Here is a 25,158-nt window from a genome sequence, read left to right on the forward strand (position 1 = left end):
CTCTTCGCCTAGACGATCTCGCTGAGAGATTCGCCTGTTGCCTGCGAGTAGTCCTCTTCGTTGTCTCCGAGATACCTCTCCCAGGCTGCTAGATCCCAGATCTCGAGGTAATCGACGGAGCCGGTCACTACGCATTCCTTCGACAGGTTTGCGTAACGCCGATGATCAGCCGAGAGGGTGATTCGCCCCTGGGCATCGGCGTGCTGTTCATCTGTGCCGGCGGCCAGGGCACGTACATACGCCCGAGCTGCCGGATCATTGCGTGGAGCTGCCGCTGCCTTTCGAGCGAGCTTGACGAACTCGTCCCGAGGGTAGATGGCGAGGCTGTGATCTTGACTTTTGGTGATCATCAATCCTCCTGCCAGTTCGTCTCGGAACTTTGCCGGCAACGTGAGCCGACCTTTGTCGTCGAGCTTCGGCGTGAAGGTACCGAGGAACACTCGACACCTCCTGCGAGCTTGCGCTGAAACCCTCCCTATCGAGCGGATCGTGCTTCAGCTCTCCGCCCGAACCCACAGTACCCCACTTTCCCCCACAAACAAGGAGCACATGGTCCCTATTCAGCATCATTTGCTGATAAATAGCAGGTCAGCGCAGGTGGGGAGACGTGGGGGAAATTTGCAACCGTGTCCCGGCCCACACCACCGTCATATCGAGCCTTCACGCCACGATCTGTCGCTCCCCCGGACAAAATCGCAGTACAAGCACGGTTTTCGAATATACGTGAGCTGGTCGAGCGTGGCAGTTCGGCCAGGGTGGAGGAAAGTGGAGGACCGGGTGGAGCGAAGTGGAGGAAGCCCGTGGGCACGTCTACGGGTAGCCAGGGTGGCGAGTGATTCGCTCGCGCGTCACTGATTCGCCGGTAACCCCGCCAGCGCACACGACAACACCCATACCAACGCGTGTGGCGGTCGGCAACCTTGGTTGCCGACCGCCACACGTGTGGTCGTTCGTGCCCTGCAAAGGGCGTCATGTCCGAACTGCATCACTCTCGAAGTTAGCCCCGAAGAAGGGCGGGAGAGCTAGTCCTGCTCGAACCTGCGTTTGAATCGATCTTCCATCCGTGACGAGAATCCGCCGCCGGACTTCCGGCCGCGTCCCCGTCCGGAACCACCGGCAGCACCCCTACCCGGCGGACCGGAAGGATGATTGCCGCCTTCGGAAGCGGGGTCGGCAGCTGCTGCGGACTTACGTCCACCACCCCAGAGGAACAACACCCCTGCGCCGAACATGAACAAGAAACCGAACAGGCTGATGATCGGAAAACCGCCCGGCTTGAGCGGGAGGGCAACCCCCGCGATCAGCAGGACCAGACCCAGCACGAATAGAGCCGCAGCTTGGAATCGCCGTCTACTCGACGGCGCCCGCATACGGCCGCCCCTCACATTGGAGGCGAACTTGGGGTCTTCGGCATAGAGAGCGCTCTCGATCTGATCGAGCATGCGCTGCTCGTGCTCGGAGAGTGGCACGGTACCTCCCCCGGCACTGGAAGTTTGGCAACCACCTCACGGTGTGAGGCGGCGGGTAATCAACTTGGACGATTACCTGTTTTCATAATACGAGCAGTTTAGGTCTCGGACCACCAACTCCGGGTACGAGTTCCGCCACAAGCGTACGTATTCGTGCCGAAGGGCCCCGATTCGGCTCCATTTGCCCGCGCAGACCAGGAATTTCCCCGGAAACGACTGCCGGGACGGACCATTTGTTCACGACGCTTGCAAATGCGCGGACGTGTCCTGACCGATGAAATCTTCGACGGCTGTGAGAAAACGACCGACCTCGGCAAAAAATGCGTCGGAATCGGAGTCTGTGATCACGATCGACACACCGGTTTCCACGGCCGCACGCGTAGCGGACCACCCCGCGAAGAACTTCGACCACGCACCGAACGCGGGCGCCGCGGCGTCCATCAGGACCCACGCGTTTCCAGTTCGCTTACGCTTCGAGCCGGCACCGGCAGGGGCCGCCGCCAAGACCGCCCCGGCACCACGCAGCGCCGCCAGGTAAGCACACCGGAACCGGTCGGCAGGATCGCCTGCCCCGATCGCTTCTTCCAGAAGCGCATCGGCCTTCCGAAGCAGTCCCCATGCCACACCGGACTTTCCCACTTGAACACTGCCGTGGCTGGTGGCCGTCGCACCGAACGACCGCCGCGCCGACATCGACAATCGAGAGATTGCGGCATCCGACGGACTCGACAACTCGGCAGGAAGAGTTCGTACGGAATTCACACGTTCAGGCTTCACACGCTCGGACATCGGGGCACCTCCTGCACCGTAAGGATCCAAGACCAGGTGGGCCGGAGATGCCCGCTTCCCTTCGGGCATCTCCGGATCACCCACATCGAACATCTGTTCGACCTATTCAATATAACTGCACCCACCGACACGCCGTCAAGAGAAGAGGTGAGACCGGTCGACCCGCAGATCGCCTGGACACCACATACGGTCGACCTCGACCGCGAAGAATTCGCGAGTCGACTCCACGAGGCACTGGCCGTGTACGTCACAGCGATGGACTATCCGCGAGGAACCGAGTTCCATCGCGCACCGATGTGGCAGGAGCATGCGAACCGGCCCGGCTGGAAAGCCGTCGGCGCATTGGCAGTTCCCCAGCAACCGTCGCACGAAAATCTGCCACTGGTGGGGATCGCTTACGGGTATCGCGGGAGCCCGGACCAGTGGTGGCATCAGCAGGTACTGCACGGGCTTCGGCGCTCGGGTCGCCCCCAGAGCGAGATCGACGCGATTCTGAGCGACTACTTCGAACTCACCGAACTTCACGTGCATCCGAACGGACAAGGCCACCGGTTGGGCGAATCGCTCTTGCGCCACCTCCTCGCTGATCGACCCGAACGCAGTGTTCTGTTGTCGACCCCCGAGGTGTACGAAGAGGACAACCGTGCCTGGCGGCTGTACCGTCGCCTCGGCTTTCGTGACGTGCTCCGCAGATTTCGTTTCGCCGGCGACAACCGACCGTTCGCGGTCCTCGGCCGTGGACTGCCGCTGTGAGCGCACTTCTCGACGCCGTCGTCGTCGGCTCCGGACACAACGCGCTCGTTTCGGCCGCCTACCTCGCACGCGAGGGTTGGTCGGTCGAGGTGCTCGAGAAGGACACGGTTCTCGGCGGCGCCGTCTCGACCGTCGAACGATTTCCCGGATACAAGGTGGACCGGGGGTCGTCGGCGCACCTCATGATTCGACACAGCGGCATCATCGAGGAGCTCGGACTCGCCGCGCACGGGCTGCGCTACATCGACTGTGACCCGTGGGCGTTCGCGCCGCCTGCGCCGGGCACCGACGGGCCGGGCATCGTGTTTCACCGCGACCTCGACGCAACCTGCCGGTCCATCGAACGAGCTTGCGGGACAAAGGACGCCGACTCGTATCGACGGTTCGTCGCAGTCTGGTCGGAGCGCAGTCGACACGTCATGAAAGCGTTTTCGGCGCCGCCCACGGGATCGAACCTGATCGGTGCGTTCGGAGGTCTCGCCACCGCACGCGGCAACAGCGAACTCTCGCGGCAGTTCCTCGCGCCCGGCGACGCACTGCTGGACGAGTATTTCGACAGCGAGGCACTCAAGGCTGCATTGGCGTGGTTCGGCGCCCAGTCCGGGCCTCCGATGTCGGAACCGGGAACCGCTCCGATGGTCGGCTTCGCGGCCCTCATGCACGTCTTGCCTCCCGGGCGGGCAGTCGGCGGGAGCGGCGCGCTGAGCGCTGCGTTGGCCTCTCGCATGGCTGTCGACGGCGCCGCAATCTCACTCGGTGACGGTGTGGCGTCGATCCGCCCTAACTCGAATCACTGGACCGCCACGACCGAGAACGGTCGAGAGATTCACGCTCGCAAGGTAATTGCCGGGTGCCACATCCTCACCACGCTCGAACTCCTGGGCCGCGGCGGCTTCGACGGCGAGACGCTCGAACGATGGCGTCGCCGTATCAGGGTAGGCCCCGGTATCGGTGCGGTACTGCGACTGGCAACATCGGCGCTTCCGTCCTACCGCGGCGACGCCACGACGCAGGAAAGCACGTCGGGATTGCAATTGCTCGTTTCCGATCGCGCCCACTTGCGCACTGCACACGGCGCAGCACTGGCTGGGGAACTTCCTCCTCGCCCTGCGGTTCTCGGAATGAGTTTCAGCGGAATCGATCCCACGATCTCCCCGGCCGGTCGACATCAGGTGACGCTGTGGTCGCAGTGGCAACCGTATCGCCTCAGCGGACATCGTGATTGGGCGTCGGTCGCGGAGGCGGAGGCCGACCGGATCGTCGGCGAGATGGAGGCCGTCGCGCCCGGATTCGCTGATTCCGTCCTCGACCGCTTCATTCAGACTCCCCGCGACATCGAGTCGGAATTGGGGATGATCGGCGGAAATGTCATGCACGTCGAGATGTCACTCGATCAGATGATGTTGTGGCGACCGCTTCCGGAACTGTCCGGGCATCGCGTTCCGGGAGCAGACGGGTTGTATCTGACCGGTGCGTCGACGCATCCCGGTGGTGGGGTGTCCGGAGCCAGTGGTCGCAGTGCCGCTCGAATCGCACTGTCGGACAGCCGCCGGGGTGCGACTGGTCGTTGGATGCGTCGTTCGAGCAGGTCGTGAAGGTCACCCGCCGAACTTCATCCGCCGACACGCCCCCGCCTCGATGACTGGCTACGCCACGGCTGGCACGATGACCACTGTGCAACAGTCCACCGATCCCGCCGCCAAGCCGACCAGTCGGAAACGTTTCCTGACGGTTGCCGCGCTCGCCCTGATGCTTGTTCCCTTGCTTGCCGGGTGCATCCGCGTGCAGGTGTCGATGGGAGTGTCCGCGAACGATCGTGTGACCGGACAGGTGGTAGCTGCTGCTATTCCGGCGAACGAGGCGGACAAGGGTCCGCAGCTGACCCCACCTTCGTCACTGGAGGACAAGATACGGGTTCAGGAGTACAAGAAGGACGGATACGTCGGCAGCCAGGCGTTCTTCAGCGATCTGTCCTTCGGTGACGTCGCCCAACTGGGCTCCATGTACGCCGAGGGGTCCGGGTCGTTCCAGATCACCCTCAAGCGATCCGGGGACACCGTCACACTCGACGGCAAGGCAGACCTGAAGACGGTTCCAACTCAGGGCGCCGACGTCCAGGTCAGCATCGCCTTCCCGGCACGGGTCGGCACGACCAACGGAACACGAGACGGCGATTCCCGGGTGTCGTGGACCTTGCCCGCCGGCGAGGTGTCCACGATGCGCGCCGAGGTCAACTACGCGGACCCCAGCACCCGAAGCTTCGCCGGGTGGGCAGGAATCATGGCCGGGCTGGCGCTCGGTGTCGCGATTATCGTCGGTGCGATGGCCTGGATGGCGCGCAATCGAGCACCGATCAAGCGCGCGCCCGCCGCGAAAGCACCGGCCATGAAGACGCCTGTTACGAAGTCACCCGTCACGAAGCAAGCTGACACCAAGAACCCGAGAAACACCACGAAGTAGCGTCTGGCGGTTGCCCACTCGATCGTTGTCGAGCGAGGCAACCGAAGATCAGACGGCTTGCGCTGTCCCGACCGAGGTGTCGGGGGTGAGACCGAGGCGATCGAGGACCTCGCTGGTGGCACGCGCGAAGTTCAACGTGATGAAGTGCAGGCACGGAGCGCCTTCGGCGATCAACCGCTCACCCATCTCGGTGGCCAGATCGATACCGAGTTCACGGACCGCTGCACGGTTCTCTTCCTGACCGCTTCCAGCCGCGGCGTCGAATCGACGTTCGAGGGCGGGAGGCAGAGACGAGCCCGACAGTTCGAGCATGCGCCTCACCGAACGCAGCGAGGTTACCGGCATGATCTCCGGGATGATCGGCTTGGCGCCCTGTTCTGCGTCATACGCACTCACCCGGTCACGAAGACGCAGGTAGTCCTCCACGTCGAAGAACATCTGCGTGATCGAGTACTCCGCACCGGCACGCAGTTTCGACACCAGGTACTTCGTGTCGTATGCCAAGTCCGGAGCGCGGTAGTGACCCTCGGGGAACGACGCCACACCCACGTGGAAGTCGCCCAGATCACGGACCATCCGCACGAGTTCCTCGGCGTACTCGACGCCCTCGGGATGCTTCTTCCATTCGCCGAGCGGATCGCCGGGCGGATCGCCGCGCAACACGAGGATGTTGCTGATCCCACGATCGGCGTAGGCACCGACCATGGCACGAAGTTCTTCGGTGCTGTGCGACACCGCAGTCAGGTGAGCAACCGGCAGCAGGGTCGTCTCTTCGGCCAGTTCACCGGTGACGCGCACTGTTCGATCGCGCGTCGACCCGCCTGCGCCGTACGTCATCGAGACGAATGCCGGTCCGAGCCGCTCGAAGGTACGCACCGCACGCCACAGACGAGCTTCGGCGTCGGCGTCGCGCGGCGGCGAAAACTCGACCGAGAACGGAATGCGGCTACCTGTCGAGGAAGCGATCCGATCGACGATCGACGGTGTTCGGGTGGCCCACCCCTCGCTGGAGCGGCCCCTGACTGGATCGAATGTCACCGGTCAAGCATATGTTTTCCAGCCGCAAACAAGCTCATCGCCCAGGACTGCGCATCCCGAATGTCAGGATCACGCAGTTCACGGCCCGACCCGCCGTTGATTCCAACCCCCACTAAGCTGGGCTCCAAGCTCGCTTCCGTGTAACCCTCCGGCGCGAGAACATACCGATCTTGGAGGCCACCCTGTCCGCAGGAACCGCGCGCGTTGGACAGAGTTCGACCAACACCGCACCGCATCCGACCTCACTCCAACTGCCAGGCATGTTCGAAGGAGCGCTCCGCGACTTCTTCGCTTCACGCCGCGAACTCGTCTCGAACATCGGCGGTGGATACGAGAAGGCCGTCGATACCCTCGAGGCCTTTGTCCTGCGTGGGGGAAAGCGGGTCCGGCCGTCGTTCGCCTGGACGGGTTGGCTCGGCGCCGGAGGCGACCCGAACGGGAGCGACGCGGACGCGGTGATTCGTGCGTGCGCGGCCCTCGAACTGGTTCAGGCCTGCGCGCTCGTCCACGACGACATCATCGACGCATCAACGACCAGGCGCGGCTTCCCGACCGTTCACGTCGAATTCGAGGACCAGCACCGCGGCGAGAAGTGGAGCGGCGACTCCGCGCACTTCGGCGAGGCCGTCGCCATTCTGCTCGGCGACCTGGCGTTGGCCTGGGCGGACGACATGATCCGAGAATCCGGGATCAGCCCCGAGGCGGCCGCAAGGGTCAGCCCGGTCTGGTCGGCAATGCGCACCGAGGTGCTCGGTGGCCAGTTCCTCGACATCAGCAACGAAGCCCGCGGTGACGAAACCGTCGAGGCGGCCATGCGGGTCAACCGCTACAAAACCGCCGCGTACACGATCGAACGCCCACTGCACCTCGGCGCCGCACTGTTCGGTGCAGACGCCGAGCTGATCGACGCTTACCGCACGTTCGGAACCGACATCGGCATCGCGTTCCAACTTCGCGACGACCTACTCGGAGTGTTCGGAGACCCGTCCGTCACGGGCAAACCCTCGGGCGACGATCTCATTGCAGGCAAGCGCACTGTGCTGTTCGCGATGGCACTCGCCCGCGCCGACGCCGCGGACCCGGCGGCGGCCGAACTACTTCGCAACGGAATCGGCACCGACCTGACCGCCAACGAAGTGGACACCCTGCGCGAGGTGATGACCGATCTCGGCGCCGTCACCGACGTCGAGACGCAGATCGACACTCTCGTCGAGGCAGCGTCGAACGCTCTCGGTGCAAGCACAGCAACGGCGCAGGCCAAGGCTCGTCTCACCGACATGGCGGTCGCGGCCACGAAGCGAAGCTACTGACCGTGGCAGACGTGCACCGCACTCGAACTGTCAGCTCGCCGACCGATCGGGTCGTGATCGTCGGCGCCGGACTCGCCGGACTGTCTGCAGGGTTGTATCTGCGGGGCGCCGGGCGCGAAGTCACGATTCTCGAGAGCAACAGTTCGGTCGGTGGACGAGTCGGCATCTACGAAGGCAGTGACTACAGCATCGACAACGGCGCCACCGTGCTGACGATGCCCGAACTCGTCGAAAACGCCCTTGCCGCCGTCGGCGCCGACCCCGACTCGACGAACCCCAAATTCGTTGTGCACAAGCTCGATCCGACGTACCACGCGCGATTCGCGGACGGCACCGCTCTCGATGTTCACGCCGATCCCGAAGACATGGCTGCCGAAGTAGCCCGCGTCTGCGGGTCGGAAGAAGCGCAGCGATATCGCGTGCTGCGCCGATGGCTGAACCGAATCTTCGACGCCGAATTCGATCGCTTCATGGACGCCGACTTCGATTCTCCCCTCGGACTGGTCAATTCGCGTGCCGCGGTCAAGGATCTGAGCCGACTCGTCGCGCTGGGAGGATTCGGGAAACTGGGTGGGCAGGTGGATCGCAAGATCCGCGACCCTCGCCTTCGGCGGATCTTCACCTTCCAAGCGCTGTATGCCGGCGTTGCTCCGTCTCGAGCCCTCGCGGTGTACGGGGCGATCGCGCACATGGATACCTCGCTCGGCGTCTACTTCCCCGAGGGCGGGATGCGCACGATCGCCGAGTCCATGGCCGACGCCTTCACCGAGGCCGGTGGAATTCTGCATCTCGGCCGCACTGTCGAACGCCTCGAAGTGAGCGATCGGCGCGTGCAAGCCGTTCACACACGCGACGGTGAGCGCTTCCACTGTGACGCCGCTGTCCTCACTCCCGACATGGCCGTCACGGACTCGCTCTTGCGCCCACATACCCGATTCCGCCCGCGCCGAGTGCGTACATCGCCGTCCGCGGTCGTGATTCATGGCACTGTTTCCTCTGCTGTCGCCGACGGATGGCCCGCGCAGCGACACCACATGATCGACTTCGGCGAGGCGTGGAAGCGTACCTTCGCCGAGATCACGGCACGCCGCGGCCGCGGGCAACTGATGAGTGATCCGTCACTGCTCGTCACCCGACCGGCACAGACCGATCCGGGCCTGGCCTTCTCGCGAGACGGCCGGATCCGTGAACCGTTGTCAGTCCTCGCGCCGTGCCCGAATCTGGACAGTGCGCCGCTCGACTGGTCGACTCTCGGCATGCCCTACGTTCGCGAAATCCTCCTCACGCTGCAGGAACGCGGTTACACGGGACTGGTCGAGTCGTTCGAGATCGATCACGTCGACACCCCGCAGACCTGGCTCGCGAAGGGCATGGCCGCCGGTAGTCCGTTCGCGGCGGCACACACCTTCACCCAGACGGGGCCGTTCCGACGCAAGAACCTCGCCCGCGGCTTCGACAACGTCGTTCTCGCCGGGTCGGGAACCGTTCCGGGGGTAGGAGTACCGACCGTTCTGCTGTCCGGTCGGCTCGCCGCCGAACGTATTACCGGTACACGCGAGCGAGCCAGCGCGGTGGGCACTCGTGCGAGCAACTAAACTAGCCCCTCGTAACCGACCATTCATCCACGATTCACCGACTCGGGCGCTGCACGCGCCGATCGACACCGATCTCCTCGGGGGAGGAACCTGCACCGATGACGTCCTCTGCCGCAGCCACTGAAATACCGTGGCACCTAAGGGCCGCCAATTTCCTTCGGACTCCCGAAGGTCACAGTGCACTGCTCGGTTTCTTCGGCGCAGTCATGATCACTTTCGGTGGATTCGGCGCCGGTAGCGTCCGGCGCCAGGATCCGCTGCTCGAGTCGATGCATCTGTCCTGGCTACGTTTCGGACACGGATCGATCCTGTCGGCGGCAATCGTGTGGATCGGTGTTCTCTGCATGATCGGCGCCTGGGTTCGACTGGGCCGCTCGACCCTGCGCGGTGACGTCTCGCTACGCGGTCTGCGCTACGTCGTCCCGGTCTGGACGTTTCCGCTGCTGTTCGCGGTTCCCATGTTCAGCCGTGACGCCTACTCCTACCTGGCACAAGGCGCCTTGTTGCGCAACGGCTTCGACCCGTACGCCGTCGGGCCCGTCGTCAATCCTGGCATCCTGCTCGACAACGTCTCCAACGTGTGGACGACGACTACTACTCCGTACGGGCCGGTTCACCTTCTCCTCGCCGACGCCATTGTTCGTCTGACCGGTGAGAACGTCATCGCGGGCACGATGCTGTTGCGGATCACGATGCTCCCCGGACTCGCCCTGATGATGTGGGCCGTCCCCCATCTCGCGACGAAGCTCGGCGGAAACACCTCGATCGCTCTGTGGCTCGCCGTACTCAATCCCCTCGTCCTGATCCACCTGATCGGCGGCGTTCACAACGAGATGCTCATGGTCGGCCTCATGGCCGCAGGCATCGCGCTCGCTCTCGAACGTAAGCATCTGTTCGGAATTGGGTTGATTGCACTCGCCGTCGCGATCAAGGCAACCGCGGGCGTTGCGCTTCCGTTCATCGTCTGGATCTGGATGATCCACGAGCGGGAGGATGCCGCGGCCGCCGGCCGCGAACCGGCGTCACCGATCCGGTCGTTCGTCAAGACGGCCGGTGCCGGTTTCGCGGTGTTCGTGGCAGTGCTCGGATCCACCTCGCTGATTGCCGGCGTCGGTCTCGGCTGGACAACAGCACTCTCCGGCTCGGCAAAGATCATCAACTGGCTCTCACTGCCCACGATCGTGGCGCACATCGGAACCATGGCCACCTCCTGGTTCGCCGGCGACCATTTCAACGACATCCTCGAAGTCTCCCGGACCATCTCGGCAGTAGTGTTGATCGCGATCATCGCCGTCGTGTGGTGGCGCTACCGCAAGACCGAGCGCGACGCCGTCATGGGCATCGTGATCGTGATGGTCGCCATCGTCGTTCTCTCCCCCGCCGCACTCCCCTGGTACTACTCCTGGCCGCTGGCAGTAGCGGCCGGTTTTGCAATGTCGCCGACCACCCTCGCTGTACTCACCGGCCTGTCCACCTGGCTGATGCTCGTGTTCCAGCCGGACGGATCCATCGGCCTGTACACCTTCCCGCATGTGGCTCTGGCCGTCTTCGCCGCCGTGATCGCGGCGATGTCCTTACAGACGGAAGACCCACTCCGACTTCGTGGTCGCCGTCATGAAAAACCGGCCGAAGTCTCTACACCCGCCTCGGCGACCTCGGCGTCTTGATCCGCGCGATCCACAGGTCATGAACGCACTGTCCGCGTCCTACGGATTCTGCGAGGGCGTGACAAAGGAACACGGCCGCACGTACTTTCTGGCCGCCCAGTTGCTACCCGAGCCACGACGCCGCGCAGTTCATGCCCTCTACGCATTTGCTCGCGTCGTCGACGACATCGTGGACGAGCCGTCGGGTCCACATGAACGCGGCACTGTCCTCGCCGACGTCGAACGTGCGACGTTCACGGCACTGCACGCCACCGGAATCCGTGACCTCCCGGCGACGGTTCCCGCGGACCTGAACCGGGTACTGCCGGCCTTCGCCGACGCCGTGAAGACGTTCGACATTCCTCGTACATATTTCGAAGCCTTCTTCGAGTCCATGCGGATGGACGCCCCCGACACGGCGAAGTTTCGACCCGTCTACAACACCATGGACGAACTGGGCGAGTACATGTACGGCTCGGCCGTCGTCATCGGTTTGCAGATGCTCCCGATCCTCGGAGTGAGCGTTCCGCAGCAGGAAGCAGTGGTGCCCGCGTCGAATCTCGGTGAGGCGTTTCAGCTGACCAACTTCATCCGCGACGTCGGCGAAGACCTCGACCGCGGACGCCTGTATCTACCGGCAAGCGAGTTCGCCGCATTCGGCGTCGACATCGAGATGCTCGAGCACGGGCGCAGAACCGGCACGGTGGACGTTCGCGTCAAGCGTGCACTGGCACACTTCATTGCCGTGACGCGAGGACGGTATCGGTCTGCCGAATCCGGAATCCCGATGCTCGACCGGCGAGTCCAGCCGTCGATTCACACAGCTTTCGTGTTGTACGGAGCAATTCTCGATCAGGTCGAGCGCGCCGACTTCCGGATCCTGCATCGACGAGTATCCGTTCCCGGACGCACGCGACTTCGAGTCGCGGCGCCCGGTCTCGTCCGGTCGGCTACGTACGCGGCGAAAATCCGGCGCGGTTGAATGCGCAGTGGGTGAGTTGTCAGAAAGCCGGCAAGTTAGAAAGCCATCGCCTGCGCGCGGCGGATGACCTCACGCGCGAGATGACCGTGCAGCGCGTCTACCGGACGGCCCGGCAGGGAGTCGTCGGCCAAGAACAACCAGCGAAGGATTTCGATGTCGGTGTAGCCGCCGTCGTGCAGTACCGCCAGGAGACCGGGCAGCCACTTGACGATCTGGCCGTCCTCGCCGAAGAACACTTCGGGAACACCGAGAACACCGTGACGCTTGACTGCGATGATCTTGTGATCGCGAAGCAACTGGTGAACCTTACTCACCGGCAACCCGACGTTCTTCGCCACATCCACCAGTTGAAACAGGGAAACCGAAGAATCCAGGACATCATCACAATAAGGAATCGCGCTCACCGCGGGAAGTTTATCCGGTCGGGCGTGCCCGCTGTGTACCGCCCGGCGGCGTGCTCGAAACCGTCGCTCCGGTTCGGCCAATACGCTCTGTGACGTTCTCGAGACTTCCGCGTCGGTATCGCTGGCTACGATGGACGGGATGCGGCGTATCAGTAACCGGGAATGCGCGGTGACCGTGAATTGGCGCCCGTACGGCGGGGGCCATTGCGCCGCATACAACCACTTACTTGCCGATAGCCACCACACAGATCGTAAACACGCAGATCGTAAATACGGAGGAACAGTCATTACGGAGGTCGAGGGTTGATCGGCGAAATGCTCGAGCGCCGCTATCGAGTGGACGCACCGATCGCGCGCGGCGGTATGTCGACCGTGTATCGAGGCCTCGATACACGGTTGGATCGACCTGTCGCGATCAAGGTGATGGACCCGCAGTTCGCCGGTGATCCAGCGTTCCTGACTCGTTTCGAGTTCGAGGCCAGGGCCGTGGCCCGGCTCAAGCATCCGGCCCTGGTGGCCGTCTACGACCAGGGCAGCGATCGCAATCACGTGTTCCTCGTGATGGAACTCGTCGACGGTGGAACTTTGCGCGAACTCCTCCGTGAGCGCGGACCGATGCCGCCTCACGCCGTTGCAGCGGTCGTAGCGCCTGTCCTGGACGCGCTGGCGGTCGCGCACCGAGCGGGACTGGTTCACCGTGACGTCAAACCGGAGAACATCCTCATCTCCGACACCGGTGAAGTGAAAATCGCCGACTTCGGATTGGTGCGTGCGGCCGCGGCAGCAACCACCACATCCAACAGCGTGATCCTCGGCACCGCGGCCTATCTGTCGCCGGAACAGGTGACGTCCGGAATTGCCGACACTCGAAGCGACGTCTACTCCACCGGCGTGTTGATGTTCGAACTTCTCACCGGTACAACCCCTTTCACCGGAGATACGTCGCTCTCCATCGCTTACCAACGCATCCACGACGATGTCCCGCGCCCCGGTTCCCGCATCCCCGGTGTACCGGCGCAGTTCGATCGCCTGGTTGCCGAAGCCACTCATCGCGAGCCGGCACATCGTTTCGCCGACGCCGGTGAGATGGCAGCCGCACTTCGCAGCGTTAGCGAACAACTGGAGCTTCCGTCGTATCGCGTTCCGGCGCCGCGCCGAAGCGCCCAGCACCAAAGCGCACAGGTTGCCCCGGCTCGGCCACAACCGGCGCCGGCGCCCCCCACGGATGCGCGCCCGAACGCTGCTGCGCACCCGAACTCTGCTGCCACGACGGTGTTGGCGTCCGGCGTTGCCCCTGCTGCCGCAGCCACGACGGCGCTCGGCACGGGCTCCCCTCCCCCCGGCGGCATCCAGCACACTCGCGCGGTCACCGCTCAAACTGCTCGTCCGGCGACGGTCGACGGCGACTCGGATTTCGACGACGGTTCCGATTTCGGCGACGACCAACTTGAGCCCCACGATCCACATGCTCATTTTGTCGAGGCACGACGCAAATCGCGGCGAGCCACCCTGATCTGGCTACTCGTCATCGCGGTCCTCGCGCTTGCATTGGGCTTCGGCGGATGGTGGATGGGCTCGGGCCGCTACACAGCCGTTCCTTCGATCGACGGGCTGACCAAGGACACTGCGGTCACCGCCCTGCAGGACGCCGGGCTCACTCCCGACGTCCAGGGTCAGTACTCCGATGCCCAACCCATCGACACGGTGATCGGGACAGATCCGGCCTCCGGATCCAGGGTCACCAAAGGCTCGACCGTCGCGCTCCTGACTTCGCTCGGGCGTCCGACGGTCCCACCCATTCCGGCCGGCGGCGACGTCACGGCGTTGGGCGCACAACTCTCCGACCGCACCCTCGTGGCGGTCGACGGCGGGGACACCTTCAGTTCCAAGATCCCGATCGGCGGCGTGGCAGCCCTCGACCCGGCACCGGGAACTGAAGTTGCCGTTGGCTCCTCGGTCAAGGTCATCACGTCCAAAGGGTCACCGCCAGTCGACATTCCCGATGTGAAGGGCATGTCCGAGAACGCCGCACGCGCCGCCCTCGACAAGGTTGGCATCTCCGTCAGCACCACCAGAACAACGTTCGACGACGCCGTCGAGGGCGGCAACGTGATCGGCACCGATCCCGCTGGCGGGTCCTCCGTCAACGCCGGCACCTCCGTTGTTCTCCTGATCTCCGACTCCGTCAAGGTTCCCTCGCTGATCGGCCGCTCCGTCTCCTCCGCACGCGAAGAACTCGGCCGCCTCGGCCTCGAGATCACCGTGCGTCAGCTCACTCAGAACGACAGCTCGGTCATCATCAGCCAGAGCGTCAAGAACGACCTCGTTGCCAAGGGCACCGACATCAGCGTCGTCGCAATTCCCTGACAGTTCGCTTCGGCCTAGTCTGAATTCATGGTCACATGGGAACCCGAGAGCTTAGGGATACTCGACCTGCCGTCGGGACGATCGATCCGGGGTCGAGGACTCCGCAATCCACTTCCTTCCGGACCTCTCCCCACCTTCGGCGTCTACCTGACCGGTAAGGAACCTCCCGCTACCGAGTGGGATTCGGTGTGGGTCCGCTGGCGGGATTTCTGGTTGCCGAGCGATCCGGCTGCGCTGCGCAGCGCCCTGCAGGAAGCGTGGGTGCGTTCGGAAACCGAACGAGTCGAGATCGCGTGCGGTGGTGGATACGGCCGCACCGGAACAGCATTGGCCGCTCTCGCCGTCGTGGACGGCGTGCCGAGTCAGGACGCCACCGCGTACGTTCGCGCGCACTACTCACCTCGCGCCGTCGAAATGCCGTGGCAGCGCCGATTTGTCACGCGATTCACGAAATAGCGAACGCCCCCACCTGCGCGAGCGGGTGAGGGCGTTTACCGGCGAATCAGTACGGGCGAGGTGTCAGCCTCGCAGCATCTCCGCCACGAGGAAGGCGAGCTCCAACGACTGCTGCGTGTTCAGTCGCGGATCGCACGCCGTCTCGTAGCGACCGCCGAGATCGAGGTCGGAGATGTCCTGTGCGCCGCCGAGGCACTCGGTGACGTTCTCGCCGGTCAGCTCGACGTGGATGCCACCCGGATGCGTGCCGAGACCGTTGTGGACCTCGAAGAAGCCCTGAACCTCGTCGACGATGCGGTCGAAGTGGCGCGTCTTGTATCCGGTGGAGGCTTCGTGCGTGTTGCCGTGCATTGGATCGCACTGCCAGATGACCTGGTGGCCGGTGGCCTGGACCTTCTCGATGATCGCGGGCAGCAGGTCGCGGACCTTGCCGTTACCCATGCGCGAGATCAAGGTCAGTCGACCCGGCTTGTTGGTGGGGTCGAGGCGCTCGACGTATTCCACCGCCATTTCCGGCGTCGTGCTCGGACCGATCTTGAGACCGATCGGGTTGGACACCAACTCGGCGAAGGCGATGTGCGCGCCGTCGAGCTGACGGGTGCGGTCACCGATCCAGAGGAAGTGAGCCGACAGGTCGTAGAGCTTGGGGTGATCGCTGTCGTTGTCGAGACGCAGCATCGCGCGCTCGTAGTCCAGAACCAGAGCCTCGTGGCTGGCGAAGATCTGTGCCTGGTGCAGGCTCGGATCGGTGACGCCACACGCGTTCATGAACTGCAAGCCGCGGTCGATCTCGGCAGCGAGTTGCTCGTAGCGTGCGCCGGCGGGAGACGCTGCGACGAACTCACGGTTCCAGTCGTGCACCTTGTGCAGGTCGGCCATGCCGGCGCCGGTGAGTGCGCGAACCAGGTTCATCGCGGCGCTGGCGTTGGCGTATGCACGCACCAGACGTGAAGGATCGTGCGCGCGGACTGCCTCGTCGGCGACGAGCGAATTGATCATGTCACCGCGGTAGGACTTCAGACCCAGCGAGTCGATGTCGGCGGAACGCGGCTTGGCGTACTGACCGGCGATGCGAGCGACCTTGACGACCGGCATCGAGGAACCGTAGGTGAGCACGACGGCCATCTGCAGCAACGTGCGGATGTTTCCCTTGATGTGCGGCTCGGTGTTGTCCGCAAATGTCTCGGCGCAGTCACCGCCCTGGAGCAGGAATGCCTCGCCACGCGCGACCTGCGCGAGACGCTCTTGCAGCGCCTCGACTTCGCTGGCCACCGTGATGGGAGGCACGCTCTCGAGCACAGTCCGCATGGCGGCGGCCTGGTCAGCGGGCCACGAGGGCTGCTGAGCAGCGGGCTTCGCGAGCGCCTCGTCGAGCTGCTTACGCAGTCCGGCAGGCAGCGGCGGGAGTTCGGGCAAGCGGTCGATCGGCACGTCGACAGTCCAGTTCACCTCTACAGGATATTCGCTCGCCCGTCGGCGCGTCACACAGGCTCTCGATCGCAGCCCAATCGGGACACTTCTCGCGCACCGAAACCTGGGTCAGCGAAGTGAACGTGCTGCCGAAATCGCGTCGAACTTCACGAGGTTGTGCCTGGCGTCGGCAAGTGCGTCGTGTGCGTCGGCAGGCGCTGACGGGAGGACAGGACTGCCGTTGTCTTCCCAGAACTGTCGCAGTTCGCGGGTGTAGCGCGGCATCGACTGCGGTAGTTCGGTCATATCGCCCCACAGTTGGCACAGCGCGACGTGGTCGTAGGCGGCGACCCACGCCCAAAGTTCCGGAACGACCATCGGCCGCGGAACGAAGAATTTCAGTAGGTCGTCGCGGATCTTCTCGCGTGATTTCCATAGCGGCGACGACGGCTGCGGCAACTTCGGAAGCACGTTCTTGCGCACCCAACTACCGGCGCGGGCGGGATCGAACTCCGTCGAGACCGCGTAGTACTCCCGGCCGTCCTCGCAGACAACGCCGATGGACACGAGATCGATGGTTCGACCGTCTTCGATGAATTCACAGTCGTAGAAGTAGCGCACGTCCGAAAACTATGCCGCACGCGCAGGCCCTGGAGCCAATGCGCGTGCGGCAGATGTGGGAAATCTCTAGCTGGCCTGTGCGTCCCGGACCGAATCCTTGTCGGTCTTCGAGGCTTCCTTCGACTCCGCCGAGGTCACGAGATCAACAACCGACTCACCGTTTTCCGACGGAACGTCGACGGCAACTTCGGGTTTCGTGGGCGCCTGGTTTTTCAGGCTCGCCGCGTAGATGTCCACGTACTCCTGGCCGGAGAGTTTCATCAGCTTGTACATCACCTCGTCGGTCACAGCGCGCTCGACGAAGCGGTTTCCGCCCATGCCTTCGAAGCGGGAGAAATCGATGGGTTCGCCGACAATCACGGTGACCTTGGCGGGGCGCCACATCCGTGAGCCGATCGGATTCATCTTGTCGGTACCGACCATCGCAACCGGGATCACCTTGACACCCGATTCGAGCGCGAGGCGCGCCATTCCGGTCTTGCCCTTGTAGAGGCGACCGTCAGGCGAGCGCGTTCCCTCGGGGTAGATACCCAGCAGACTGCCCGAACCGAGAACCTTGAGACCGGCGTTGAGCGCATCCTGCGCGGCGTCCGCGCCGGTTCGGTCGATGGGGACCTGACCGACCGCGGTGAAGAACCACTTCTGAAAAGCGCCCTTCAGGCCGGAACCGGTGAAGTACTCGCTCTTGGCAAGGAACGTGATGCGGCGGTTGACGCGAAGCGGAAGGTAGAACGAGTCCAGAACCGCCTGGTGATTACTGGCCAGGATGGCCGCTCCGTCAGTCGGAATGTTCTCGTGACCCTTGACCGTCGGACGCCCGAGCAGCCAGAGAATCGGCCCCAGCAACACATACTTGAAGAGCCAATACCACACGGCGTCCCTCCCATTCACAACTGAATTTCGCTGAGTACGACCTTACTGCCGACCCGTAACCCCCGCTACACACGCCCCTGCAGGATCGCGCCGATCACAGTCCGGCAGATGTGGTTCCAGCGCCGTCGACCCCACCGAGATCCTGAGGCACTACCGAGCGAGCCAAGGCTGCGGCGCCGACCATCCCCGCGGCTTCGCCCAGCTGAGCCGAACGGATTCGTGCCAGCGGGCGGTGCTTCGCGCCCGTCAACAATGTCGCGTACTGCTCACGGGCGTCGTCGAGAAACAGTGGGGCCGAACTTGCGACGCCGCCGGCGATCACCACCAGATCGGGGTCGTAGACGTCGCCGACCATCGCCAATCCGACGGCCAGCCAACGGGTGAACTCGGCGATGGTCGCCAGCGCGAGTGGGTCACCGTCCTGCGCGGCGTTCGCGATCCGGCGACCGGTGAGGGAACCCGGATCCACCGCTACCTCACGCGCCAGAACCGTCGACGCGGCCGGGTCGGCGGCAAGCAGTTCGATTGCCGTGTCCACGAGCGCCGTTCCGCTGCAATAGCGCTCCCAGCACCCACGTTTGCCACACGCGCATTGCCGCCCGCCTGGCACGACCTGGATGTGGCCGAGTTCGGGGGCGACGCCGTGACTCCCCCGGTACAGCTCGCCGTTGATCAGGAGCGCGCCGCCGATTCCGGTCCCGATTGCCACCATCACGACATTGCGGCCCCCTGCGGCCGCGCCGAATCGATGTTCGGCGAATGCTGCTGCGTTGGCGTCGTGCTCGAGAACGACCGGCAGTCCGAGTCGCTTGCTCAAGTCGCTTCCGACAGGGGCGTCCACCCACGGCAAGTGCGGCGCGAAGCGTACCGAGCTTCGATCGGACGTGATGAACCCGGCGACCGCCAACCCCACGGCCGATACCTCGTGCCTGGTGACCAACTCTCGCACGACGCGATCAAGACCGTCTTCGAGAGCTCTCGCCGACTGCGGAGTCGGAGCTTGAATCATCTCGAGCACTTGTCCGTCCACGTCCACGACGGAGGCCCTGATGCTCGTCCCGCCGACGTCGATGCCGACCGTCAAGATGTCGTCCATGGAGGAGTCGGAGACCGCTTTCAAGCGGCGCGCGCTCATCGCGACAATTCCCGCGCGAGCGGCGCCCGCTGGAGTGCGCACCCGGTATCGGTGCCTCGTGCGTCGGTGACCATTGTGTCGATTGTGCTCAACGCGAGCCGTTCGTTCTACCCGGGGTACTAAGTCAGTCCTTGACCGTCACGTTGATCGGGACAAATGCTGCCGTCCGAGTTCGCTCGGCCCCTGATGTCGTCGCACCACTGTCAGGTCCACGATCCGGGCCGGACGGCCCCCCGAGAAATTCGTCGAGAATCTCGCGCAGCAACGCAAGGAACGCTGCTGCCTGACCCGCGAGAAATGCCAGCAGTTCGTGGTGCTCACCGCGAACCAGTGCAGCGAGGGCGCACACCGGGCACCAACTGCAGCCGGTGAACACCGGCTGCGTGTCCGTGGACGCCGAGTCACTCGCAACGTCGGCCGTTGCTGCGGCAGCCTTCTGCAACATCGGTTCCAGCCGTGTCAGAACGGTATCCGCCAGCGCGCGAAATTCCGCGACGAGGCGCTCGTGCTCTTCGCTCATACCGGCCACACCGCGGGATCCGGGCTGAACCGGATGATCAGATAACTGCCGTCCAACTCCGCCCCGTTCACGACACAACGACGCAGCACCGACGCCAAACGAACTCTGCGTCGTACGCCGTCTGCTCCCACCAGCACATCGTCCTCCACCCGGCCCAACGACAACGACGACGGATCCACGAGCGGAAGGTACATCCGCATCACGTACACCGAATCGACTCCGGCCCCCGACTCCAACGAGACCACGATGTTGTCCGCGGTATCGACGGTGTCGAAAGTGCCCGTTTCACCCTCGAAGGTGGCCGCGATCTCGCCCAGAGCCGCCAACCCTACCGGTTCGACGCGGGCGCGTTCGACCGTTGTGACGGACATTCCATCGGTTGATCCACGAAATTCGTCGACGACGAGTTCTTGTGACGCCCGGATCGAAGCGAGCCACTGCGCTGCTGGCGAATCGTCGACACTCTTTGCAACTGGCGAGTTGAACTGCGGGACAAGGTTGTTGACCACAATCGCGTCCACTCGCAAACCTGCGAGAGCCAGCCCTGACAACGTCCGACGAGTCGCCGCGACCGACACGCCATCCGCCGACGTCACCACACGGACGCTGGTGTTCTCCCGATCCGTGAGATGCACTGCGATTCGATCCACCGACGCGAGCACCCGTTCGATGACGGACACGAGCAACAGCAATCGCATGTCCGTGCCCGTCACGGCGACCATCCGCCTGTGCCGCGGCCACACTCGCTCGAGGTACTCCGACACCATCGACGGCGACCCGAGGATCCGCAGCGCTTCGGCTGCGGCCGGGCAGTCCACGATCACCAGGTCGTAGTCGCCGCTGTCCGAGAAGTCGACGATCTCGGAGAGCCCGAGTATGTCCTGGACGCCCAGGGATCCCGTCAACTCTTCCGGTTCCAAGCCCTCGAACGACGAACCGTGTTCGTGATCTCCCGCTCCGAAAGTTCCTGCAGCGTCGATCAACCCCGACAATCCTCGGAACTTGTCCTCGAGGAGCGCTGACGTGTCGAGTTGCCGGACATCGAGACGCTCGGTGAGAGATGTGGTCGTTCGCGGATTCGGCACGCCCAGGACGTCTGCAAGAGAACCCGCCTGATCGATCGACACGAGCAGCACTCTCGCCCCGTCGGCCGCAGCCGACACAGCAGTCGCTGCGGCAAGCGTCGTCGTGCCTACTCCGCCTTTACCGACGAACAGTTGGACGCGCGATCGTTGCTCCGGCACTCAGCCCTCGACTCGCTTCTTCAGTTCTTTCAGAGCTGTGTCGGTGATGATCTTCTCGGCCTTGCGCTTGAACAGCCCGATCATCGGAATCGTCAGGTCGACCGTCAACTCGTAGGTGACCGAGGTGGTGCCATTCGGGCCGGGTTCGAGTGTGTACGAACCGAATTGGGACTTCTGGATCTCACCCGAGATCAGCTCCCAGCTCACCGCCATACCGTCCGGCGCCCACGAATACTGCAGTTCGTAGGTGTCCTTCACCATTCCCGCGTCGAGGACAAAACGTACTCGGTCCGCGCGGCCGCCCTGCCCCGGCGCCGTCACCTCGACGGACTTCGCCGCGGCCACCCATTCGGGGTACTGCGCGAAATCGGCGATGACGTTCATCACGGCGTCGGCAGGGGCGTCGATGCTGATCAACCCCTTGGTCTTCTCGGCCATACGACTGCGCTACCTTCCTTCGTCAAGAGTCCAGAACCTGCACTGCTTCGATTATCAGGCCGGTGCCACTCCGGCGGCACGTCCTGCTTCGAGTTCGCGCTTGAGCTCGAAGGACATGACCTTGCCGTCGACCCGACGCTTTCGGTTCATCCCGGCGAGGTCGAGGGTCGCCAGATCGGACGGTGATACGCCGACCGGCTCACAGTGCAGGAAGTAGTGCGCGATCGTCCCGTCCATGACCGGTTCGAGCCACACCTCCATGGTGCCGACCAGCTGACCTGACACTCCCCAGCGAAATCCTGCGGGGCCACGATCTTCCCGGACTTCGAGCGCAATATCACTGAACCAGCGACGCCACCGCGCACGCGAGGACAACAGTTCGGCGACCCGCTCGGGCGGGGCGGCGATGAAAGTCTGGTCTGCGACCTGAATGCTGCTCACCGAAGTAGCTTCACATATCGCGTCGGCGAAGCGTCGAGGGGTGTCGCACCACTACATACCGGACAGACTGTAAGCCTGGCCACAACTGCGTCGGACATGCGACTACAGTAGGAGACGAAAACCCTACTCGTCAGTATTTCGCAGTGTCGGAGGTATTTCGTGCCTGAGTTCAGCGCACCCCAGACGTTCACCATTCCCGAGGATGCCTCCGCGGTCGACTCGGTCTTCGCCTTCGCGAAGACGAAGCCGGCGGCGGTTGTCTACAAGCGCAAAGTCGGAAACGCATGGGTCGATGTCACTGCAGGCGATTTCGCCGCTCAGGTGACCGCCGTCGCCAAGGGGCTCATCGCGATCGGCGTCAAGCAGGGCGACCGCGTCGGCCTCATGTCGGCGACTCGCTTCGAATGGCCGCTCGTCGACTACGCAATCTGGGCAGCCGGTGGCGTGACGGTTCCGATCTACGAAACCTCCGCAGCCGAGCAGGTTCGTTGGATTCTCGAGGACTCCGAGGCAATCGACCTCATCGTCGAGAACGACACGCACGCCGCGACCGTGAAGGACGTCGCTGCAGCCGCACCCGCGCTCCGCTCGGTTTACCAGATCGATGCCGCGGCGGGCGGTAAAGGTGTTGTCGAGGAACTGACAGCACTGGGCGTCGACATCTCCGACGAGGACGTCCGCGCCCGCGTCGCTGCACTGAAGGCCTCCGATCCCGCAACCCTGATCTACACCTCGGGCACCACAGGCCGACCCAAGGGTTGCCAGCTGACGCACTCCAACCTCATTGCCGAGTCGAAAGGCATCCTCGACTCCAACCTCGGCACGCTGCTCAAGACTCCCGGTGTTCGCACCCTGATGTTCTTGCCGCTCGCGCACGTTCTCGCTCGCGCAGTGAGCATCGCGTCGTTCGATGCCGGTGCAACGCTGGGGCACACGAGCGACATCCCGAACCTCGTTCCGACGTTCGGTGAGTTCAAGCCCGACTTCATCCTCTCGGTGCCGCGTGTATTCGAGAAGGTCTACAACAGCGCACGTGCCAAGGCGCACGGCGACGGCAAGGGCAAGATCTTCGACGCGGCCGCAGACACTGCGGTTGCCTGGAGCGAGGCCCAGGACAAGGGCGGCGCCGGCATCGTCCTCAAAGCCAAGCACGCCCTCTTCGACAAGCTCGTCTACTCGAAGCTGCGCGCTGCACTCGGCGGACAGTGCCAGCTGGCCATTTCCGGTGGCGCACCTCTCGGCGCTCGACTCGGCCACTTCTTCCGAGGTATCGGCGTCACGATCTACGAGGGCTACGGACTGACCGAAACCACCGCAGCGTTCGCCGTCAACACCATCGGCGCCCAGAAGGTCGGCTCCGTCGGAAAGCCCTTGGCCGGCAACTCCGTTCGCGTTGCCGAAGACGGCGAGATCCTCCTCTCGGGACCCGTGGTCTTCACCGGTTACTGGCGCAACGAGAAGGCGACCGCCGAGTCGATCGAGGACGGCTGGTTCCACACCGGCGACCTGGGCACCGTCGACAAGGACGGCTACATCACCATCACCGGACGCAAGAAGGAAATCATCGTCACGGCAGGCGGCAAGAACGTCTCTCCCGCTCAGCTCGAAGATTCCCTTCGTGCCCATCCGCTGATCAGCCAGGCCATCGTGGTCGGCGACCAGAAGCCCTTCATCGGCGCTCTCATCACCATCGACGCCGAGGCTCTCCCCGCCTGGAACGAGCGCAACAACAAGGCCGCGGGAACCACAGCTGCCGACCTGGTCTCGGACGGCGAACTGGTCGGTGAAATCCAGGACGCCATCGACGAGGCCAACAAGCTCGTCTCACACGCCGAGGCGATCAAGAAGTTCCGCATTCTTCCGGTCGACTTCTCCGAGGACACAGGCGAACTCACGCCCACGATGAAGCTCAAGCGCAACGTCGTGCACGAGAGCTTTGCCGCGGACATCGAAAAGATCTACGCCAAGTAGTTTTTCGACAGTTAGGTCTCCGCCGCAGTGAACGGCCCGCACCGAATTCGGTGCGGGCCGTTGGCGTTCGAGTCCGCAGTAGCTCAGCCGAGGAGATTACGCAGCTTCGAAGCGAGCGTGTCCCACTTCCATTCTTCGGCAACCCACGCCCGGCCGGCTGCTCCCATCGCGGCCGCTCGATCACGATCGGACAGAACCTCGATCACCGATTCGGCCACGTCACGAACCGAGGTGCCGTCGACCACGAGCCCGGTCTTGTTCTGCTGCACCGTTTCCGGAGCGCCACCACTGCGCCCGGCGATGACTGGAACGCCGGTCGCCGAAGCCTCGAGGTAGACGATTCCCAATCCTTCGACGTCCAAGCCGGCGCCTCGCGTACGACACGGCATCGCAAACACGTCGGCAATCGTGTGGTGAGCCGACAACTCCGCGGCGGGCACCGTGCCGGTGAAGACGACGTGATCGTCCATCCCGGTTTTACGCGCCAGTTGACGGAGGTGGTCTTCGTAGGGCCCACCGCCGACTATCACCAGTACCGCCCCGTCGATGCTCTTGCGAATGGCCGGAAGCGCCTTGATGAGCATGTCCTGGCCCTTGCGGGGCACGAGCCGCGACAAGCACAAGATCGTGGGCCGCTCCCCCAGCCCATATCGCTTGCGCAGTTCTGCGCGGGCGACCGAGTCCGGGTGGAATACCGACGTGTCGACGCCCGACGGCAAGTGCTCGAGTGCCGCTTGCGGGCCGAAAGCCGCCGAGAACCGTCCACGGGTGTACTTGCTGACAAACGTCACAGCATCCGTGTGATCACCGATCACGCGCAACGACTGCCGCGCACCGGGAATCATCGACCATCCGACCTCATGGCCGTGGGTACTAGCGATCACTCGGCTCGCTCCCGCGCGCCGAACAACCGGCGCCAACAATGCCAACGGCGCCGCCGCACCGAACCAGACCGACTCACAGTCGTGCTTCTTGACCAGCTTCGCGGCCCGACGAGCGACAAAAGGCGAGGGCAGCATCAGCGTCGTCGGGTGCCGAACGACCTCGAAAGGCTGTGCCGCGTCGAACTTCTTGTGGGAGTCGCCCCGCCACCGCGGCGCGTACACCACCAACTTGTCCGCCGGCAGATGCCCTGCGAACGTGTGGAGATAAGACTGGATACCTCCGGGGCGGGGAGGAAAATCATTGGTCACCAAGAGGGTCCGGCGCATCCGTCCACCGTAGGGCACCCGGTTC

The 25,158-nt window shown here is 64.0% G+C and carries 24 protein-coding genes; 10 read left to right on the plus strand and 14 right to left on the minus strand.

Annotated features, from left to right (window positions below):
- Window positions 1-8: 8 nt before the first annotated feature.
- The 3 genes from mraZ to ACFQ6Y_RS21510 all read right to left on the minus strand — a co-directional run bounded on the left by mraZ (window position 9) and on the right by ACFQ6Y_RS21510 (window position 2,258).
- The gene (mraZ, locus tag ACFQ6Y_RS21500; protein ID WP_003941779.1) at window positions 9-440 is read right to left on the minus strand and encodes a division/cell wall cluster transcriptional repressor MraZ; all 432 of its coding nucleotides are present in this window, start codon (window positions 438-440) and stop codon (window positions 9-11) included.
- Between the two features lie 582 nt (window positions 441-1,022).
- On the minus strand, window positions 1,023-1,469 hold the full coding sequence (locus ACFQ6Y_RS21505) for a DUF3040 domain-containing protein (protein WP_378538821.1): 447 nt from the start codon (window positions 1,467-1,469) through the stop codon (window positions 1,023-1,025).
- A gap of 237 nt (window positions 1,470-1,706) precedes the next feature.
- Window positions 1,707-2,258: an SAV_6107 family HEPN domain-containing protein gene (locus ACFQ6Y_RS21510; RefSeq protein WP_378636961.1), complete on the minus strand. Its 552-nt coding sequence runs from the start codon at window positions 2,256-2,258 to the stop codon at window positions 1,707-1,709.
- Between the two features lie 147 nt (window positions 2,259-2,405).
- Between ACFQ6Y_RS21510 and ACFQ6Y_RS21515 the strand changes: the two genes are divergently transcribed.
- The 3 genes from ACFQ6Y_RS21515 to ACFQ6Y_RS21525 all read left to right on the plus strand — a co-directional run bounded on the left by ACFQ6Y_RS21515 (window position 2,406) and on the right by ACFQ6Y_RS21525 (window position 5,471).
- On the plus strand, window positions 2,406-3,011 hold the full coding sequence (locus ACFQ6Y_RS21515; RefSeq protein WP_378636964.1) for a GNAT family N-acetyltransferase: 606 nt from the start codon (window positions 2,406-2,408) through the stop codon (window positions 3,009-3,011).
- The gene (locus tag ACFQ6Y_RS21520) at window positions 3,008-4,606 is read left to right on the plus strand and encodes a phytoene desaturase family protein (RefSeq protein ID WP_378547117.1); all 1,599 of its coding nucleotides are present in this window, start codon (window positions 3,008-3,010) and stop codon (window positions 4,604-4,606) included. Before ACFQ6Y_RS21515 ends, ACFQ6Y_RS21520 begins: the two co-directional genes overlap by 4 nt.
- 70 nt (window positions 4,607-4,676) lie before the next feature.
- Window positions 4,677-5,471 (plus strand): LppM family (lipo)protein, encoded by a 795-nt coding sequence (locus ACFQ6Y_RS21525; RefSeq protein WP_378547114.1) that lies wholly within the window; start codon window positions 4,677-4,679, stop codon window positions 5,469-5,471.
- A gap of 48 nt (window positions 5,472-5,519) precedes the next feature.
- Here ACFQ6Y_RS21525 and ACFQ6Y_RS21530 read toward each other — a convergent pair whose 3' ends face one another.
- On the minus strand, window positions 5,520-6,509 hold the full coding sequence (locus tag ACFQ6Y_RS21530; protein WP_378547110.1) for a methylenetetrahydrofolate reductase: 990 nt from the start codon (window positions 6,507-6,509) through the stop codon (window positions 5,520-5,522).
- A gap of 170 nt (window positions 6,510-6,679) precedes the next feature.
- Here ACFQ6Y_RS21530 and ACFQ6Y_RS21535 point away from each other — a divergent pair, with 170 nt between their 5' ends.
- The 4 genes from ACFQ6Y_RS21535 to ACFQ6Y_RS21550 all read left to right on the plus strand — a co-directional run bounded on the left by ACFQ6Y_RS21535 (window position 6,680) and on the right by ACFQ6Y_RS21550 (window position 12,042).
- The gene (locus ACFQ6Y_RS21535) at window positions 6,680-7,819 is read left to right on the plus strand and encodes a polyprenyl synthetase family protein (RefSeq protein WP_378636967.1); all 1,140 of its coding nucleotides are present in this window, start codon (window positions 6,680-6,682) and stop codon (window positions 7,817-7,819) included.
- Window positions 7,820-7,821: 2 nt separating this feature from the next.
- The gene (gene crtI, locus ACFQ6Y_RS21540) at window positions 7,822-9,414 is read left to right on the plus strand and encodes a phytoene desaturase family protein (RefSeq protein ID WP_378636970.1); all 1,593 of its coding nucleotides are present in this window, start codon (window positions 7,822-7,824) and stop codon (window positions 9,412-9,414) included.
- A 98-nt stretch (window positions 9,415-9,512) separates the two neighbouring features.
- A complete protein-coding gene (locus tag ACFQ6Y_RS21545) occupies window positions 9,513-11,081 on the plus strand; it encodes an alpha-(1->6)-mannopyranosyltransferase A (RefSeq protein WP_378636973.1) in 1,569 nt (522 codons plus the stop codon).
- Window positions 11,082-11,100: 19 nt separating this feature from the next.
- On the plus strand, window positions 11,101-12,042 hold the full coding sequence (locus ACFQ6Y_RS21550; RefSeq protein WP_378636978.1) for a phytoene/squalene synthase family protein: 942 nt from the start codon (window positions 11,101-11,103) through the stop codon (window positions 12,040-12,042).
- Between the two features lie 35 nt (window positions 12,043-12,077).
- Here the strand turns inward: ACFQ6Y_RS21550 and ACFQ6Y_RS21555 are convergent, their stop codons facing one another.
- Window positions 12,078-12,446 (minus strand): Rv2175c family DNA-binding protein, encoded by a 369-nt coding sequence (locus ACFQ6Y_RS21555; protein WP_378547095.1) that lies wholly within the window; start codon window positions 12,444-12,446, stop codon window positions 12,078-12,080.
- Window positions 12,447-12,749: 303 nt separating this feature from the next.
- Between ACFQ6Y_RS21555 and pknB the strand changes: the two genes are divergently transcribed.
- A complete protein-coding gene (gene pknB, locus ACFQ6Y_RS21560; RefSeq protein WP_378636983.1) occupies window positions 12,750-14,813 on the plus strand; it encodes a Stk1 family PASTA domain-containing Ser/Thr kinase in 2,064 nt (687 codons plus the stop codon).
- Window positions 14,814-14,840: 27 nt separating this feature from the next.
- Window positions 14,841-15,269, plus strand: a complete 429-nt coding sequence (locus tag ACFQ6Y_RS21565) for a protein phosphatase (protein ID WP_378538833.1) — start codon at window positions 14,841-14,843, stop codon at window positions 15,267-15,269.
- Between the two features lie 63 nt (window positions 15,270-15,332).
- On the opposite strand, the gene ACFQ6Y_RS21570 is transcribed toward ACFQ6Y_RS21565, so the two are convergent.
- From ACFQ6Y_RS21570 to ACFQ6Y_RS21605, 8 genes are all read right to left on the minus strand, one after another.
- A complete protein-coding gene (locus tag ACFQ6Y_RS21570) occupies window positions 15,333-16,718 on the minus strand; it encodes a class II 3-deoxy-7-phosphoheptulonate synthase (protein WP_007730070.1) in 1,386 nt (461 codons plus the stop codon).
- Window positions 16,719-16,808: 90 nt separating this feature from the next.
- Window positions 16,809-17,300, minus strand: coding sequence for a polyadenylate-specific 3'-exoribonuclease AS (locus ACFQ6Y_RS21575; protein WP_378538834.1), 492 nt, complete (start codon window positions 17,298-17,300; stop codon window positions 16,809-16,811).
- A gap of 66 nt (window positions 17,301-17,366) precedes the next feature.
- Complete coding sequence (locus ACFQ6Y_RS21580; protein WP_378636986.1) at window positions 17,367-18,173, minus strand: lysophospholipid acyltransferase family protein; 807 nt, start codon at window positions 18,171-18,173, stop codon at window positions 17,367-17,369.
- Window positions 18,174-18,267: 94 nt separating this feature from the next.
- The gene (locus ACFQ6Y_RS21585) at window positions 18,268-19,308 is read right to left on the minus strand and encodes an ROK family protein (RefSeq protein ID WP_051119159.1); all 1,041 of its coding nucleotides are present in this window, start codon (window positions 19,306-19,308) and stop codon (window positions 18,268-18,270) included.
- A 124-nt stretch (window positions 19,309-19,432) separates the two neighbouring features.
- Window positions 19,433-19,828: a hypothetical protein gene (locus ACFQ6Y_RS21590; protein WP_378538836.1), complete on the minus strand. Its 396-nt coding sequence runs from the start codon at window positions 19,826-19,828 to the stop codon at window positions 19,433-19,435.
- On the minus strand, window positions 19,825-21,072 hold the full coding sequence (locus ACFQ6Y_RS21595) for an ArsA family ATPase (RefSeq protein ID WP_378538837.1): 1,248 nt from the start codon (window positions 21,070-21,072) through the stop codon (window positions 19,825-19,827). Before ACFQ6Y_RS21595 ends, ACFQ6Y_RS21590 begins: the two co-directional genes overlap by 4 nt.
- Window positions 21,073-21,510 (minus strand): SRPBCC family protein, encoded by a 438-nt coding sequence (locus ACFQ6Y_RS21600; protein ID WP_378448008.1) that lies wholly within the window; start codon window positions 21,508-21,510, stop codon window positions 21,073-21,075.
- 54 nt (window positions 21,511-21,564) lie between these two features.
- Window positions 21,565-21,951: a polyketide cyclase / dehydrase and lipid transport gene (locus ACFQ6Y_RS21605; protein ID WP_378538838.1), complete on the minus strand. Its 387-nt coding sequence runs from the start codon at window positions 21,949-21,951 to the stop codon at window positions 21,565-21,567.
- A gap of 159 nt (window positions 21,952-22,110) precedes the next feature.
- Between ACFQ6Y_RS21605 and ACFQ6Y_RS21610 the strand changes: the two genes are divergently transcribed.
- Window positions 22,111-23,922: an AMP-dependent synthetase/ligase gene (locus ACFQ6Y_RS21610; protein WP_378538839.1), complete on the plus strand. Its 1,812-nt coding sequence runs from the start codon at window positions 22,111-22,113 to the stop codon at window positions 23,920-23,922.
- An 83-nt stretch (window positions 23,923-24,005) separates the two neighbouring features.
- Here the strand turns inward: ACFQ6Y_RS21610 and ACFQ6Y_RS21615 are convergent, their stop codons facing one another.
- Window positions 24,006-25,133, minus strand: coding sequence for a glycosyltransferase family 4 protein (locus ACFQ6Y_RS21615; RefSeq protein ID WP_378538840.1), 1,128 nt, complete (start codon window positions 25,131-25,133; stop codon window positions 24,006-24,008).
- Between the last annotated feature and the right edge of the window lie 25 nt (window positions 25,134-25,158).

Origin of the sequence: Rhodococcus sp. NPDC056516 (genome assembly GCF_042794655.1) — a bacterium.
Classification (GTDB): Bacteria; Actinomycetota; Actinomycetes; order Mycobacteriales; family Mycobacteriaceae; genus Rhodococcus_F.

Bases quoted from the DNA above. Each gene is read 5' to 3' on its own strand.
- ACFQ6Y_RS21510 (WP_378636961.1), bottom strand. From the start codon at position 2,258: ATGTCCGAGCGTGTGAAGCCTGAACGTGTGAATTCCGTACGAACTCTT.
- ACFQ6Y_RS21525 (WP_378547114.1), top strand. From the start codon at position 4,677: ATGACCACTGTGCAACAGTCCACCGATCCCGCCGCCAAGCCGACCAGT.
- ACFQ6Y_RS21545 (WP_378636973.1), top strand. From the start codon at position 9,513: ATGACGTCCTCTGCCGCAGCCACTGAAATACCGTGGCACCTAAGGGCC.
- ACFQ6Y_RS21550 (WP_378636978.1), top strand. From the start codon at position 11,101: ATGAACGCACTGTCCGCGTCCTACGGATTCTGCGAGGGCGTGACAAAG.
- ACFQ6Y_RS21565 (WP_378538833.1), top strand. From the start codon at position 14,841: ATGGTCACATGGGAACCCGAGAGCTTAGGGATACTCGACCTGCCGTCG.
- ACFQ6Y_RS21585 (WP_051119159.1), bottom strand. From the start codon at position 19,308: ATGAGCGCGCGCCGCTTGAAAGCGGTCTCCGACTCCTCCATGGACGAC.
- ACFQ6Y_RS21590 (WP_378538836.1), bottom strand. From the start codon at position 19,828: ATGAGCGAAGAGCACGAGCGCCTCGTCGCGGAATTTCGCGCGCTGGCG.
- ACFQ6Y_RS21600 (WP_378448008.1), bottom strand. From the start codon at position 21,510: ATGGCCGAGAAGACCAAGGGGTTGATCAGCATCGACGCCCCTGCCGAC.
- ACFQ6Y_RS21615 (WP_378538840.1), bottom strand. From the start codon at position 25,133: ATGCGCCGGACCCTCTTGGTGACCAATGATTTTCCTCCCCGCCCCGGA.